This window comes from Arthrobacter sp. 9E16, assembly GCF_002929435.1.
Lineage (GTDB): Bacteria > Actinomycetota > Actinomycetes > Actinomycetales > Micrococcaceae > Arthrobacter_B > Arthrobacter_B sunyaminii.
This window is the reverse complement of sequence record NZ_PJIU01000003.1, coordinates 83,736-99,994: the sequence shown is the minus strand read 5'-3', so window position 1 is coordinate 99,994 and position 16,259 is coordinate 83,736. Positions and strand designations below refer to the sequence as shown.

4 protein-coding genes are annotated in these 16,259 nt (G+C 61.2%); all 4 read right to left on the bottom strand.

Going from position 1 to position 16,259, the window contains the following annotated elements:
* Positions 1 to 90: 90 nt before the first annotated feature.
* Genes CXR00_RS12825 through CXR00_RS12810 form a run of 4 tightly spaced genes read right to left on the bottom strand, consistent with a single transcriptional unit; the run spans position 91 to position 16,170 of the window.
* Positions 91 to 2,316 (bottom strand): 3'-5' exonuclease, encoded by a 2,226-nt coding sequence (locus CXR00_RS12825; protein ID WP_104054963.1) that lies wholly within the window; start codon positions 2,314 to 2,316, stop codon positions 91 to 93.
* A 1-nt stretch (position 2,317) separates the two neighbouring features.
* Positions 2,318 to 8,683 carry a DEAD/DEAH box helicase gene (locus tag CXR00_RS12820; protein ID WP_104054962.1) on the bottom strand — a complete coding sequence of 2,122 codons (6,366 nt, stop codon included), beginning with the start codon at positions 8,681 to 8,683 and terminating at the stop codon, positions 2,318 to 2,320.
* Entirely contained in the window at positions 8,684 to 13,294 is a 4,611-nt protein-coding gene (locus CXR00_RS12815) for a DNA methyltransferase (protein ID WP_104054961.1), read from the bottom strand. It lies immediately after the preceding gene.
* Positions 13,294 to 16,170, bottom strand: a complete 2,877-nt coding sequence (locus CXR00_RS12810) for a DEAD/DEAH box helicase (protein WP_258060445.1) — start codon at positions 16,168 to 16,170, stop codon at positions 13,294 to 13,296. Before CXR00_RS12810 ends, CXR00_RS12815 begins: the two co-directional genes overlap by 1 nt.
* Positions 16,171 to 16,259: the final 89 nt, after the last annotated feature.

Below are 16,259 nucleotides of genomic sequence, written 5' to 3'. Positions count from 1 at the left end.
CTGGTTCGGGTCCCCGTTCCACCAACGTGTAGGTGTGCTCGCTGCGCTTACCGACATGTTTCCCCCATTTGTTTGTAGCCAGTCTTGTTCCTACTGCGCGCCAAGCAGCTCCAACGGCTTCCCGTTCCAGGACACCACCAGACCGTCCCGTGCCCGGGTAGCGGCTACGTACAGCAACGAGCGTTCCCGGAGAAGCGCGTCCTCCTGCTCAGCAGGAGCCAGCTTCTTGTAGGACACGGGCAGGGAATCTGCCGAGAGACCGTAGAGAACAACCCGTGTGAACTCCATACCCTTGGACCGGTGCATGGTCATCACCATGGGAGCATCGGCAGGAGTAGCAGCATCAACATCCCTCGCCGGTATGCCCCGCTCTGCAAGACCGCTGATCACCTTGGCAGCTTGGTTGTTGTAGCGGACCAGGATCCCCACGGTCCCCAGGTCGACGCCGTCGTTCTTCCAGGAGGTCAGAGTGGCTGCCAAGTTGTCCAGCTCTGCCACAGAGCTCTGCGCTGCCTGTTCCAGAGGCAGGGGGCCCACGCGGGAGGAGGTATACCCGGTGACTGTTTCCTGCTCACCTTCAATGTCCGTCACCGGTGCCCCTTTAAGAAGGCCGACGGCATACGCAAGGTTTTGCTGCGTCGTCCGGTAATTGAGGGTGAGGCGCCGAGATCGGCCAACAATGCTTATCCCAAAGCGGGACAGAGGAACCTTCTGGCCGTAGATTCGTTGGTGGGAATCCTCAGCGATGAACAGGTCGTCGGGCCCTTTCCGTACCAGTTCCCGTAGGAAGAGCCAGTGGCCGGCGTGGAGGTCCTGTGCCTCGTCGATCAGTACATGGTCGGCAACCCGCTGAGCGTCTCCCCGCCCGCGAAGGATCAGGGCGGCCAAATGTGCCAACTCAACATAGGTGGCGTGCATTTCGATCCGGTTGTGGTAGCGGTATTCCTCGATAAGTTTCCACACCGCCAGACGCTTAGCGCGATTCAGTGCGGTGCCCCTGCCGGCACGCGGAACCTTCAAATAGTCGTCCTTGGAGGTGATGAAATTAGGGAGTACGACTGTCTCATATTCCTGCTGGAGGAACGTGGAGTTCGCCAGCTCAGGCTCCAGCCCATGGTCTACCGATGCGAGGGCATAATCCCACTGCTTGCTGCTGGCATCCGTGCCGATTGGACTCCCGGGCGCAGGGAGATCCAGCCCGAAGACACCCTTCATGGCTTTGCGCTTCTCCTCATCACTGGCAGCCCTTAGAACCTTCCGCACCAGCGCATCGATGCCCGCCACCAGAACGCCGCCTTCACCCGGTCCTTCAGCCCGGTGAAGGTCATTGTCGAGGCGCTGCAACCCGTTGTTCAGAGACTCAGCAAGAGTGGTTGTGAAGGTGGTCAGTACAACACGAGCGCTGGGTTCTGCTTTCGAGAGTGTTCGGGCACGGTGCAACAGGACAACGGTTTTTCCGGTTCCGGCTCCACCCGAAAGGCGGAAGGAACCGTTGTAGTGGCGCTCCGCGTAGATTCGCTGCTCGGGGTGCAGGAAGGTGCGCCAGGCGTCGAAATCGCCGCCTTCAATGACTTTCCGCAGTTCCTCGGAGTCCTCCCCGATGAAGGTGAACTGCATCTTAGTGGCGGGATGTTCCAGCGCCTTTTTGATCTTTTCTTCTTCACTGGCATCAGGATCAACCGAGCCCTGGTCCAGGGCCAGCTTTTCCTCCACCTCGGAAACAGACAGGCCGGCCGCCAGCTCCAGCAAAGCGGTTGCCTGCCAGTCGGGAGCCTCTCCGATGAGGTCGATCAGATGGTCCTCGGATCCGGCGCCGTAGGCCGCCCGGACCAGGTCTTCGTCCAGTCCAAGCCGGGAGACCAGGTCCGCCGGTTCTAGTCCGGACTCTTGCAGAGGGTTGATCCAGTCCTTACCGGCTTGCGGCTGTTCCGGATATGGATCCGATGGGATTTCGTCCTTTTCGACGGGGGCTTCAGGCTCAGCCGGGGCAGACTTCCTCAAGACTTCCAGGACACCGTTAACGGGGTTGACGGCGAGAACGCTGGAACGAGCAATCTCGATGGCCTGATCATGCGGCCAGGAACCGTAGTAGAAGTAATGCGGCATTGACTCCAAGGAGACCTTGAACAGCACCGCCCGGTAGTTGAGATCAATGCGACCGGTGCGCACCCGCGGATCCGCGGGATTGTGCATGGGTTCAATATGCAGGCCCGGTGCGGTGTCATCCTTCTGCAGCTTCTCGAAGAACGCGTAAACCTTGGCCCTCATGGAACCATCGATCTTGTCCTTCTGCTTTATCCACGTCACCAACGCCATTTCAAGCCCCCACTGCCTCTAGAAGTTCCTGGATTTCATCAATATCGGTGGCTGTTTTCCAGCCGGCGGAGGCGAATTTGGCCCGTGATTCGTCGTCGTAGGCCAACGCGACCTGGACCTCTGGCCAGGCAAGATCGGCTACCCATCCGTCGAGCTCGTACCCCAGCTCCGGCAGCTGCTGCAGACCAGACGCTTCGAGACGCAGCAGGACAGCCCTTTCCGCCTGAGTGGCATCGGCAAGCAGCTCCTGCCAATCGCTGCCCACGGCTTGCGCTGCTTCACGCTGAGCCGCTTCAGCGTTCATGTCTCCGGCATTCACGGTGGACAGGACGGATCCGATCGTCATCCCGTGTGCTTTGAAAGCCAAAAGATTGGACAGCTGGAGCCAGCTCCGCCACGATTCTTCATGGCCCTGAGAGGACAGGGACTCTCCCCGATCATCTAGGCAGAGCCCCACGGTCACGGCAGGAAGGTTCGAAGGTGAGCCGGTTGCCGTGAACCCGATGCTTGCCGATTGGTAGCTCCAACCAGTGCTGTCACCAGGCGTTAGTGGCACTTGGACTCCCTGCGCCAGTTCTCGAGCGTGCGCGTATACGGCGTCCCGGTCAGCAGGTTGCGGTTTCTGCTGCATCAGCATCAGCGGCACCAGTTCGGAGAATTTCTTCCACGCCTCCGGGTCAGGACGGTTCACCCATTCCCACAGCATGGAGACGGCATCCCGCCCCAGCTGGCTCATGATGCCAGCGTCCACGGGATACTTCATCATCAGCTGGGCGTTCAACTTCTCGTTGACCCAGCCGGGCATGTTGACCGGCGCATCAGGTCCAGCTTCGAATGCCTTTACATCGTCCCAGGTGATGGCCCAGGGAACGACGGCCGCAGAAAGCTCGGTGGTGTGCCGCAGCCGGTTCCGCTTCTCGGCGTCGTCAGCGATCCGGTTGTGTTCCTGGCTCGCGTGGAACTTGTGTCCGTCGGTGTAAACCGCCAGGACAGGGAAGTTAGGATCCGCCGGGCCACGCAGGAGGAAGTCCGGACGTGTTCCCGCTACGTCTGCCTGCGGTATCAGCTGCCATTGGAAAGACTGCCCGGGGATTCGGAACGTGATGGTGTCAGCCAACGCGCCCGGCGTCACCTTGATGTGCGCGCCCACGTCCTTGAGCCGGTCCGTCCAGGCCTTGCGGAAACGCTTCTCCAGGAAGGACTCCGTGCTCTGGTCCAGGGCCGGTACTTCCTCGGTCACTTCCCAAGCATCGAACGACGGCGCGGCGTCGGCTTCGTCGTTCCCCACCAGAAGCAGCCGGCGAAGGATTCTTTCGGCCGTAGCCCTGGCTACCTTATCGACCTGCCATGGCTCCGCATGCGGCAAAAGACATTGGTGGCAGGCCAGCCGCTCCTCGTTCCGGCAAGGACAGTCCCTTACCACTGCCCATGCTGCGTTCAAGAGCTGCCACACCCGTCCGGGGTCTCCGAACTCGGCAAGGTACCCGGTGCCGCCGGGGACCTTGTCATGCAACAGCAGAGCCGGCCGGTTGTCCTGGTAGACGGGGTCGCTGATGCGCAGCACGCCGAGGTGATCCGGGGCGCCGCCCAGAACTTCCTGCAGGCCAAGAAGGACCGCGGCCTGGAGGCTGGGAATTGAGAAGTCGTCACCGAACGTCACCTCCGGAGGCAGGTGCAGCACCACGCCTTGGGTGCTGAGTTCCCTGGCCAGAACCACATCACGGATGCTTTCCTGTTCCTGCTTCCGGTATTTGCACCAGAACCGATGTTCGGTTGGCTTGTTTTCCTTGGCTGCCTGGTCCAGCTGGCCGCAGTAGGAGCACAGCCGGAACATCGGAGTCTTGACCTCGTCGCCGGCAATCAGCCGCACCCCGCCGTTCGACGCGGTACGGCCGGTGTTCAGCCAACGGATGTCGATGCGGTTCAAGTACTCGGCACCGAAATCGAGGCCATCAATGAACCAGCGCTTCTGCAGATGCTGCTCATCGATGTCTGCTGCAGCCGCAATGGTGAAGCGTTCGCGGACGCGGTTATCCCGTCGGTCATTGATGGCGGCTTCATCCCGGCGGATTTCCGCGGAGACCTTCTTCATCAGGACAACGTTCAGAACCTGACCCATATCTGCAATGGCGCTGGTCTTGCAGCGCAGGCACGAGTCCACCGGTTTGCTGGACGCCACCTCTTTGTTGATCCACCCGCAGTTGGGGCAGACCTGCCACTGCATGACGTTGCTCTGCTGCGGACCGAGGTCAACGGCGTCGATCTGGATCTCCAGACCCTGTGCATAGAACGTGGCTCCGGGCGCGAACTCGCTCAGCGCGACGGACGCGCCGCGGCTGTAGGTGAGAGTGTCCGCGTCAAACTCGCCAGTGTCGGCATCTTTCCAGGAAAGCCCCACGTCCAAGCTGACGGAATCATCCAGCAGCGTGTAATTCGGGAAGACCCCGTAGGCTTCGAGCACTGAGATCCAGTAAACGCCGCGCAGCTCCATGAGCTTTCCGCCGATCATCCGCAGTGTCGCCTTCGCCGTACGAAGTGCCTGCCGAGCGTCAAGGGAGTCGCTGCCTAGACGTTCCTCGTCCTCGGCCGCCTTGAGGAGCTCGGGCATCACGGCGTCGATGGTTTTTCGCCGGGCCTCGAGTTCCTCGATGTCCGCCTTCCACTGCCCGGAGGCACGGACAAGGTGACGGGCCAGATCACTGGGCTCGCCGTCGTCGTGCTCCGTAGCCCACGCAACCAGACGATTCCGGCTGGACTCGGACAGACTGTCACCGAACTGGCCTAGGAAATCCTGCAGATAAGCACCAGCGTTGGCAGTGGCGTCCTGGATCAGGTCACCCAGGTACGATCCTGGGTCAACGCTACCCAGGGCATGGATGGCCTCGCGGGGGTGGCGGCGGCCGGAGTCACGGGCGAAGCGGTCGGCGATATGAGCAACGTACTGGCGGGCCAGGATTTCCTCGGCGTCCAAGTACGTCGCCGGGGGCTTAACGACGCCGTTGATGACAGAGAGTGGTTCGTTCAGCTTGGGCAGGTGTTCGCCGCGGCCCTGGACGAATGCCAGAACCAGTGAGTTGCCGGTCAGGCGGCCGGCGCGGCCCACCCGCTGCACGTAGGAGGCAACGGAGGTGGGCAGCGAAGCGAGCATGACGCAGGAGAGATCTCCGATGTCGATGCCCATCTCCAGAGTCGGCGTCGCTACCAGGACATTGGGTGCCTGCGGGTTCTTGGACCCGGATTTGAACTGGGTCTCGTAGGTGATGCGTGTGGCGTCGTCCAGCAGGGACGTGTGTTCCTTCGCCACCACGCGTTTGCTCTCCTGCGAGGAGTAAAGCTTGCGGTAGAAGTTCTCAGGATGGCCTTCTGTCCGTTCCAACTTCCCCGGACAGCGCACCAGTGTGCAGGGGGCGCCTTCAAGCTGTTCGCAGACCGTCCGGCTTCCCGGCGTTACTGCGTGGCAGACCGTGCAGGCCAGGACGTGCTGTTTGTTTTTCAGGTCGTCGGCAGCGGGTGGAGAGACCAGGATCCTGTCGGCGTCCAGCCAGTAGATGTCTGCACCGGACTCCGTACGGGATGTTCCCAGCACCTCGTCCTCGGCCAACGCGAGGATGAGCGCTTTGGCCAGGTATGCACTGTCTGCCGTCGGGACGCCGAGACAGCGGGAGGTCCAACGGGCGTACCAGGACGCGGTGGACGTGACCGAGTCGAAGTTCTCCGCCGTCGCATCAGCCTTCCCGATCCTAGGGAAGGTGGGGGCGGAGCGGCCCTTCGGGAAAGCGGGCATACCCTGTCCCTTGGGGCGCCCTCCCCAGATCTGCCAGCGCTTGCCGTCTTTGGCGATGTAGTTTTTCAGCCAGTCATGATAAATGCCGCCCTGGAGGCGCACGCGCTCAACAGTTCCCCGGACCCACTGCAGCAGCTGTTCGGGGGTGGGAGCGGCTTCGCCGAGCATGGTCTGGTGCTGGGCGCTCTCCCAGGCCTTGCCCGCGACGGTGAGCATTCGCGTGGGGCTTCCGGCATCGGTTTCGACGGCGACTGCCCCGGTGAGCTCCAGGGTCCGGCCGGTGCGGGATTGGAGCCCCAGCTCGAGGATGGCGTCGAACTGCAGACGACGCCGGACATACTTGCGCGCAGTGGTTCGGGCCGACGGCGGAGAACCAGGACGCCAGAAGGGGGTGAATTCCTTGCGGTCCGCGTACTCCGGCGCTATCAGCTGGTACCGATCGGCGGGAGTTGAAGCGCCGGAGATGGCGGCCTCCACAACCTCGGTCAGCGTCCTGACGTCATCTCCCAGTGCCCGGCGCAGGGCGGTGCGGAGGGTCATGGTGTGCGACCGGGACTGGACAAAGCCGGCCTTGTGCGCGGCGTCCTGGACACTGTCCGTGAAAACCAGGGCCTTCTTCTCGGCCTCGTGGAGCCCCTGCGCGCCGAAGAGGTTGGAGATGGTCACAGAGAGCATGGTGGAGATGGCGCTGCCCATAAAGGCAATGCCTTCCTTGGCCAGGCAGGCCGGGCAGACGTCCTGTTTGGACTGGTCGTCTGCGTCCTGTCCGGCGAGCATCAGGACGGGAATGATGCGGCCCTGCAGCAGGTCGGCGCTGTCATCCGCGGGCGGGGTTTTGGACAGACTCCGGTTGGCGGTGTGGAGCCAGTAGAGGCCTTGGATTCTCTCCGCACCGTCCCTGTTGAACTCGACGGCGTCGGCCTCGTCCGCGGCTGAAATGAGCGTCCGGAACCGCGGGTTGTTCACCAGCCGGGATTCACGGACCTTGGAGTCGTCCAGTTCCAGGTCCATCCCGGTGGGCGCCAGCAGGGCTCCCCAGCCGTGCCGTCCGCAATGCCGGCAATAGAGGGCGGGGAGGAACACGGTCTCGGACTGGTCGACACCGTCGTCGGCCCAACGGAATTTCGGGACCGTGTCCACTGCACTGTCTACCCGGGACATTTCCCGAATCCAGAAGTGGGTCTCCACGGCCAGCGCTTCCCTGCCCGTGCCCGCGCGGATGTGGCTCAGCAGCGCGATGATGTGGGAAAGGAACTCTTCAACTGCACCCTTTGGAAGGGCGCGATTGGCAACCTGGGCCGGGAATACTGCCTCGGCCAGCGTGGAGAGTGCGACGGCGTCTGTGGCGTTCGCGAGTAGGGCGCCTGTGAGTGGGTGGGTTCGGACGGCATCCAGCAGATCGTCGGGAGGCGTTTCGAAGAGGGCATCAAGCACCCGTTCGACGACGGCCTCGACATCCGCTCCTTCCTCTCGAAGGGTGGCGACCGTAACATTCGTTTCTGCGATTCCCAGGCTGATCGCTTGCAGGCTCTTGTTCTGCGCTTTCCCGGAGCCAAGGGCTGCCCAGTCTTGTGGGCTTAGCCGGGATTCAGTGATGACGGCTTCCGGCGGGAAGGATTCGCCGAAAACGGTTTCGGCAAAATCCAACATAGTTTGCGGGTCACCCCCGCTGCCGAGGGTTGCGGATGTAGCGACGGGTGTGGCGCGGCCCAGCGGGCGGGCGCGGTCCTGCTCGGTGAGACCGTGCGGCGCGTCTGTGAGGTCCTCGGGCCAGTAGCTCTTAAGCGTGAGGCCAAGCCGGCGCAGGAGCATGGCGACGTCGGTTCCCTGGGCGCCGTCATAGGTATGGAATTCGTCCAGGACAACGTACTGGAGGCTGAGGGCGGACTTGGCCCAGAGCGGTGCGTCGTCGTGCCGCAGCAGGAGCATGTCCAGCATTTTGTAGTTCGTCAGCAGGATGTCCGGCGGATCCTCGTGGAAAACTCCCCGGTCATTTATCAGCCCGTCAGGCGAGACCTTCGTCCGCGGCGTGTCTTTTTGCCCAGTGTAGAGTCCGGCGGTCACCCCGCTCAGTTCCGGGTATTTCGTCAGCATGTCTGCAAGACGCTTGGCCTGGTCGTTCGCCAGGGCGTTCATTGGATAAAGGATGAGCGCCTTGATGCCCGGGATTCCGTCCTTCTTGGCGCGGAGCACATGATCCAAGATCGGGTAAAGGAACCCCTCGGTTTTGCCTGAGCCGGTGCCGGTGGTGATCAGCGTCGGTTCGGGACGGCGGTATCTCCTGCCGCTGACTGCTGACCTTGGCGCTTTGCTGCTGAGCCGTTGGAAGGCCAGTGCCTGGTGACCGTAGGGCTCGAAGCCTTGGTACCAATCCATGCAGTCGCGCCATCCCGGTGCTGCACTCTCGAACGGGAGCCGAAGCCGAACATAAGGACCTTTGAACAAACCCTTTTCGGGGTCGGAGAGGAAGTCCTGGATCGCCGACTGCGCCCCTGTGTCGGTGAGGGCGAAGGTGGTCGCCAGGAAGTCAGACAGGCCGCTTCGCAGGTCCTGGCTCTGGCTTGTAGGAAGCAGTTCCGACATTTAGCTCTTGTCCCCCAGCAGGTTTTCGAAGTGTGCGTAAGCCTTACGCATATCCTCTTCCCGGTCAAAGCTCCGGAAAGGGAATTCGAACACGTACTCGACGCCACTCTGGGGATGAGTCCAGGTGCGTTCCTCGAGCGTCAGCTTTTCACCGAGCTTGCGGTAGAGCCGGTTCATGTCGCCAGGCACCTTGCGGCCGTTGGCGTCGTAGAGGTCGTTCTGCTCGTAACCGCGGAGAACTGGGAACTGAGTGCGGTAAATGGTGCAAAGCTCGTCTGCGGTCAGACCAAACATAATCGCGCTCAATACATCAATCTCCACCAATGCCTGCCGTCGCTCAGCCTCAAGACGAAGCCTAGGCATCAGGTCATCACGGATTCCGGAACCGTTTAGGGACTTAAATCGGAAAGCTACTTCTTTGCATACTGCATGTTCCATATCTATGGGAAGCGATAGCACGGAGTCAGAAGACAAATGACCTTGGCCACGAATCTTGGTCAGGAAATCAAGAGGGAGCGAACTCAGCACACCGCCGAGGACGTACAGCTCCTCGAGCCGCGAGTGGTCAGGGAAACCGTAGGTATTGACGGTGTGAACGTGAGTCACACCCGAGGGAATCACGGCGGCTTGGAGGGTGCGTTTACCAGTTACGCTGCCAACGTATTCACTTATTGCAAGGCGTGCAAAATCTCGCGACGACACCTTTTCATCATCATGAATCCAATATCCATACCCCTGAGCGTATCGACTTCGGTCAGCGCTAACCTGATAGCTGGTCCGCGGCACGAAGTCGCTTGTAATAGCCTCAAGATCTATTTCATCCCAGTCATTGTTGCTCCTAACGACTGGGCGGGGCTGCTTCGAAAAGGGGTTGGCAAGCGTAAAATGTGGACCTTGTAAAATAACTTCATCCCAAGATGGGGGGAAATCCAAGCCCACCTCAAAGTATCCCTTCTTGCGATCTATTGTTTCATTCCAACCCGATGAGTACTGAAGTCCAAGCCTGCGAACGCGAGGAGCCCGCGACAATTTTTCGAGTACTCGCGAACTTGTCCGGTTGATGGGATAGACCATACGCGCTTGAACACTTGGAGTTTGAGCATCGTCCACCAGGTCGGCCCATACCCTCAACAGTGCTTCATCCACATCGATGATGCGTTCTGCATGTGGGCGAGAATCCCACTCCCCTGCTGCAGACTTAAGGGCAGGTGGCTCGCCTGACCCATCGTGGTACAGGGACCTCTCCGCCGTATCCGGTTGATAAAGGGATGCACCCATTATGAATCTTGGATCCCTCGTGGATGCATAAATATGCACACCAAAATCCAATTGATCCGTCAAATCGGAAAACAATTTCTTTTTATTCTTGAAGTGCCAATGTCTTCTTAGGCGACGGTATGCCTCAGCCCTAAGATGGGCAGCCTTCTTCTCAGTAAAATGAGATTCCGGGTGAACAAGACCGACACTCCCCCTAGGCGCCATCGAACCCCAACAGCGCTCCATGAAAGAACGGTAAAGATCTGCTCGGAGTCCGGCCACGATGGGGTAAGCGACCGTGGATGATAGGAATGATCGAGTGCCTTCGATTATGGTCGCCTGATCGGTTAGAAAATCTCGATGATAACTATCAGACTTGGCCTGTTCTTTCTTTTCCTCTTTGGCAGTCTGTGTTTGTTTATCGTTGAGCTGCCACCATGGATCAAACTCCGCATACATGGCGTTCTCGTCCCAGTCAGGGCGAACCCAGGGGGGGTTTCCAACCTGAAGATCGAAACCGCCGCGACCAAACACTGACGCGAAATCGAGTTCCCAGTGGAAGAAGCCCTGCGCCCCCGCCACCCTGTCGCAAACCTTCAGCCACGGGTGTTGTTCAAGTACTGCGCTGATTCTCTGTACCTGTGCGGTGCTGTGATCGAACGATTCGATGCCATCTAGCTCGCCCCATGACGCCATTGATAGAACGGATGTCTGGCCTGCAACTCGCCCGTACTTTCGTGAGGTAGCTTCGCCAGCGGTATGACCGAGGATCCCCTCGAGAGCAGAAATCCAGTCCTCCAAAGTTGGAGGCTGGGCTCCTGCGGTTGCTGTATTTGTTAGAGGCCAGAACCAGAGAGCATTCCAAGCATCCATGACCCGACGCAGCCGCTGATATGAGCCGTTGGGGTCATTGATCGAATCCTCAATCTGTTCCCGCTTCACAGCTTCACGCGGTTCCTGTTCGGTTCCGTCGACGTTGTCCGCGGCTTCAGCTTTGCCGAAGTACTCGATGTCCCGGCGGGCTTCCGACTCGGCGATCTGGAGCCGGCGCAGGGCCAGCTTCCACAGAGACTCCACTCGACCGCCGAGTCCGACCAGCCGGTCGATTTGCGTTTTGGTCGGCTTGGCTTTGATCCGGGAACGCCAGGCTTTGAGCTCCTTCTGCGCTTCCCCAGCCAGGTCTTTCACTTCCTTCGCTTCTGCAGCGGCACCCCACCCTTCGGCAGGCAGCAGGAAGTGATGGATGCGTGACACCACCTGAGGGTCGTCCGAGTCGTTGGCCATCGCCTCGACGAGACCCATGAGCGGCGCTTCGGAGGGTTCTGATTTCAGCCACGATTTGTCCAAGACTGCCGCGCGCGAATAGGTCGCCCGCCGTGAACCGATCAGCGAATTGCCGGGCCTTAGGCGCAGCCCAAACCAGGGCGCCTGCAGACCCTGAACCATCGTGTCCAGCCACAACGAGACTTCGGCCAATTCCACTGCTGTCGAATTCAGGTCTACGCCATGCACCTGGTGCAGCGCGATCTGCGCCTTGACCCGCTGCAGCTCCTGCTGATACTCGTCGGCCGGGATCTGAGTGTCGAGTTCAGCCTGCTTGCGCTTCAAGTACTCATCGGCAAGCTGGCGCACGGCCTCAATCGCGAACGCTCCAGACCCCAGGGCCGGTTCGCACACAGTGAGGTTGAGGATGTCATCAGCCGGGGTTATCTCGCCGTCCTGGTCCAGCAGTTCCTCCAGCGCCTGAGACACAACGAACTTCGTGAGGACCTCAGGAGTGTAGAAGGATGCGGACTGCTGGCGTTCCCGCCCGGCCAGCCGGAAGACGAACGAGCCTTTTTCATGCCGTACGGGTTTCCTCTCCCCGGTGAGCTCGTCCTCTGCCTTAACGAAATGCTTCGGATCGATGGAGTCAGCCCGGTCCACCGGAACAACCCAGGAGCCCTTTTCCGGGTTGCCGTCCTTCGCCACCTCATAGAGCGGCTCGCCGGCGATGAAACCGGTATAGGACATCAGACCTTCGTACACGGCGCCAAGCTGGTTGATGCCCAGTTCCGCGTAGGAAATGAAGCCGCGGTCTTTGCCACGGGATTCCTTGCTCAGCAGCAGGTTGCGCAATACCCGCTGCAGCTCCGAGTTGCTGAGTCCCACCTCGTTGATGAGTGAGGTGGCTTCGGGCTGGAAGAGGTCTGCCTTCAGAGGCTGGAAGACCAGGCCTTCATTGTCTCCGCTCGCCTGTTCCGTCTCATCGGGAGACATACCGCGAGCCGGATCATGGCCGCCGTCGACAAGCCGGAAGAGCAGTTCCAGCGAATCATAGATGTGGGTGCCTCGCTGGGTTTCGCGGGACTGCATGTTCACCAGGGTCAGTTCGCGGAGCCTGTCCAGACCGTATCCCTCGCTGTATTCGCCAGCTCCGACGGGAAGCACTCCCATTTCCGGGGATGCTTCCGCGTACAGCAGGAACAGGATCCGGTAGAGGAAGCGCAGGGACTGTTTGGCCAGAACCTGACCGTCGACGTCGTCCTCGGGAAAGCCGCGGGCGGCGCGGCGCTGCAGGACGTCGTTTGCGATGATTTCGATGGAGCGGCGGATCCCTTCCCGCAGGTCCTGCGAGACACCGACGGTGTGTTTGACCGAGGACTCCAGCACGGTGTCCCACCACATGGATCCGTCCGGGGCGGGCATCAGCGAATCCCTGCCGAAAATGCTCAGGAACCGGTCGGTCTCGCCGTACTTCTTAGTGTCGTTCCGGTCCGCGACGAGCAGTGCGTCCGCGGCGAGGTAGCGTCCTTCAGCCCAGCGTTCGGGCTCGGTGAGCACCATCCAGCGCCCGGCCATGATGACCACAAACCGGGGTGCCCGATCGGCCAGGTACATCTCCGACACAAGCTTCGCGGCAGTGAGGTCGGTTTCCTTGCCGTCAACCAGCACCCTGCCCAGCGGCCGGACCGATGAGAGGACATCTTCAGGGGAATCAGCCGGCGTCGCTTCCAGGAACAGCACCTCGGACTGGCCGGTGGTCCACACGCCGGTGACCGTAGTTTCGGTGCCGCTGCGGGTGAAGGTGACGGCCGCCGTCGTGCCCTGGAATCCCAAAGCGTGCCGCAGCACGGCATAGGCTTCAGCGGCACCTGACGGGTCCTCGGCCAGACTGGATAGAAGCGCCTGCACCCGTCCGCGGACCTCCGCGAAACGGGTCAGCGTAGTCGGGTCTCCGCCTTTGGCCTGTTCGTCCCAGGACTTGCGGAGCTTGATGACCTCGGCCTGGTAGGACTCTTTGGTGGAATCCGTGGTGAAGAAGTGCTCACTGATCCAGTCCTCACCGACAACAATCGAATCAAAAGACGGCATTACTGGTTAGCACCTTCCAAAGGAGCGGCAGGGGTATTGCGCGGGACCACAACGAGCAGCGGGCGGACCAGCCTCTGGGCGGGAGCAAGTGACTGGGCAACACGTTGCTCCTCTGTCACGCGTTCCCGCTGCTTTCGGACTTCTGCGCGCTGGGCCAGTACGAGAGATTCCTCCGTCCAGCCGTGCGCCCGGCTGGTCCAGGCATCGAGACGGGCCCTGGCCTGTTTCGCGGCTTCGCTGAAGGTGAATTCCAGGTTGTTGGTCGCATGTTCAACGGCGTGCGGCAGCAGGTCCTGCAGGCCGTTGAGCTGAACCGGTCCGGGGTTGGTTGCCTTGGTGTGGACACCGATCTCCGCCAGGTGCCGGCCGATGTCCGGAATGGTCTCGGCGATGCAGAAGTCCGGGCTTTGCGGGTTGGGGAACTCCACCGCAATGAACGCCTTGGACACCACCTGCCCGCGCTGGTTCATCAGGGTTCCCATCAGCAGGACCTGAGGGACGTCGACGTCGCCGCGCACCGCAAGGACTTCGCTGCGGGACATGGATGCGAGAGCCCGGTCGCTGGCCCAGTCCAGGACGGGGTGCAGCGGCCCGAGGTAGTGGGCTTCGGGCCAGCTCATGGTGTCCGACTCGCGGGCACGGTCCAGTTCCCGGGTGCCGGCCTGCACATTGGTGGCAAGTTTGAGCTTCTCGGTGACCTTGCGTTCGGAGAGGTAGTCCTGGGGGAGGTAGCCGAGCCGGTGCTGCAGGTCGGCGGGCGGCTCTAACTCGGCGATGCCATGGCCGGGGTGTATGGTCCAGCCCAGTTTCTTCTGCGGATCCCCGAAGGCTTCGTTGAGGGCTTCGTCGAGGAAATCCAGGTCCGTCGGGTAGAGGCCGAGGGGCTTTTCCACCGGGATGTCCGGGATTGTTTCTGCGACGTGGTCCTTTTGCGTTTCCGGGTTCAGGACGGCGTCCAGGAAGTCCCAGTCGTCGTCGGACATTGCCTCCGGATCCGGAACCGTGTCCTCGAAGTCCTTCTTGCCCATGAGGACGTCTCGGATGGCATCCTCTTCCTTCTTTTCGCTGTACTCCCCCATCAGCGAGGCGACGTCGTTGAGCACGGTGTGGGCTTCATGTTCGCGTTCCATCAACCGGGTCAGGACCTTGATGTCGCCGGAGAAGCGGGTGTTGTCCGGGTTGAGCAGCAGGGTGGTGATCTGCGGCTTGTGACGCTGCCCGAAGCGGTCGATGCGCCCGTTGCGCTGTTCAATGCGGATGAGGCTCCACGGGATGTCGAAGTGAATCAAATGATGGCATTCGGCGTGCAGGTTCACGCCCTCGGAGGCGACGTCGCCGGTGACCAGGACGCGCAGCGGGCTGTTGCCTCGCTTGAACTGATCCACGATCCGCTGCTGGTCAATATCGCTGAGGCCGCCGTGCAGCAGACCGATGTTCTCCGGCTTGAGGCCGAGAGCCTTAGGGAGTTTGTCCTGCAGCCATTTCAGAGTGGCCACGCGTTCGGCGAAAACGACGGCTCGGGTGTTGGAGCCTTTACCGACGCCTATGCGTTTGAGGTAACTGACCAGTTCGTTGTATTTGGCGGATTCCCCGGTGTTGGCGTTTTTTGCCAGGTCCTGCAAGCGGGTGAGTGCTTCCGCTTCTTTGGCCTCGACCGGGGAATCAGCATCGAGCTTCTTGAGGCGTTCGGTGACGGTTTCCAGGAGCGCGGCTGGGCTGGAAAGGAAGGCTTTGGCAAGGGTCCAGGAGAACAGGGATCCATTTTGCCCGGAGTGGGGTGCCGGGCGGCCTTCGGGGTAGAGCCAGACGTCTGATAGCTCATCTGCGATGGCGTTTTCGGGTGCCGATGCTGAGACGAGGCGGTTGTCCGGCTCTTCTCGTTCGGCCCAATCGGCTCCCACTTCCTGGGCGACCTCGGGGCTGTGGCGGTGCCGGCGGATGATCAGGTTCTCGACCTGTTTGGCGTCGAAGCTGCCGTCGGGCCGGACGACGGTGGGGTCCAGGAGCCGGAGCAGTTCGGCGAAGGATTCGTTGCGGCCATTGTGCGGGGTGGCGGATGCCAGAATCAGCGCCTCCGCGTTAGGGGCGAGGATGCGGGCCAGCTCATTGTTCAGCGTGCCGGTGTTGGTGAGGTTGTGGGATTCGTCGATGACGACGGCGTCCCACTGCAGTTTGCCCAGCTGGGCGCGGTAGCGGGCACTCTTGAGGGTGTCGATGGAGATGATGGCGCGCTTGTAGTACGTGAAGGGGTTGCGGGTGGCCGGCAGCTTTTGGCGGACTTTCTGGATGCCGGCGGAATCGAGGCGCACGAACGGCAGGGCGAACCGGCACCACAGCTCGTGCTGCATCTGCTCCAGAACGTGTCGGGGCGTGACGATTAGGATGCGGTCCCCGCGGCCGCGCTTCACCAGCTCGCTGAGGATCATGCCGATCTCCAGCGTCTTACCCAGACCCACGGCGTCGGCGATCAGGATGCGGGGGCGGATGTTCTTTGTATCCAGCGCTTTGGCGACGGCGATCTGCTGGTATTTGAGGTTGCGGGAGAGCATGCGGGTGGAGACGGTGAGCTCTTTGGCGGATTGCGGCGTCGGCGTTTTCCGGAGCGTAGTTTCCAAGAAGAGGCGTGCTTTGCGGTAATTCGGTGTGTCGTCGGCGACGATCTTGGACTTCGCCGGGTCGACGACCTCGATGTCGTCGAGGCCGGAGTAGAACGCTGCCGTGGTGTCACGGACCAGCTCGGTGAGGCCTTGGACTCTCACGAGGGTGCCGTCGATGGACGGCTCTGCCGCTGTGACCAGCCATTCCTCGTCTCGGATCCTCACCACCGAGCCCGGTGCGACGTTGAGCTGTTCTGGCTTAGCTGATGTGACGGTCAAGCTTGTCTCCTGCATAGTGGTATCCCCCTGAGTCCATTATGGCGGATCGTTTCCCCGAAGGTGCAGCACGAATGGGGGCCGGAGGCCTC

Excerpts from the sequence above, each read along its gene's own strand:
- CXR00_RS12825 (WP_104054963.1), bottom strand. The coding sequence starts at position 2,316 with ATGGCGTTGGTGACGTGGATAAAGCAGAAGGACAAGATCGATGGTTCC.
- CXR00_RS12820 (WP_104054962.1), bottom strand. The coding sequence starts at position 8,683 with ATGTCGGAACTGCTTCCTACAAGCCAGAGCCAGGACCTGCGAAGCGGC.
- CXR00_RS12815 (WP_104054961.1), bottom strand. The coding sequence starts at position 13,294 with ATGCCGTCTTTTGATTCGATTGTTGTCGGTGAGGACTGGATCAGTGAG.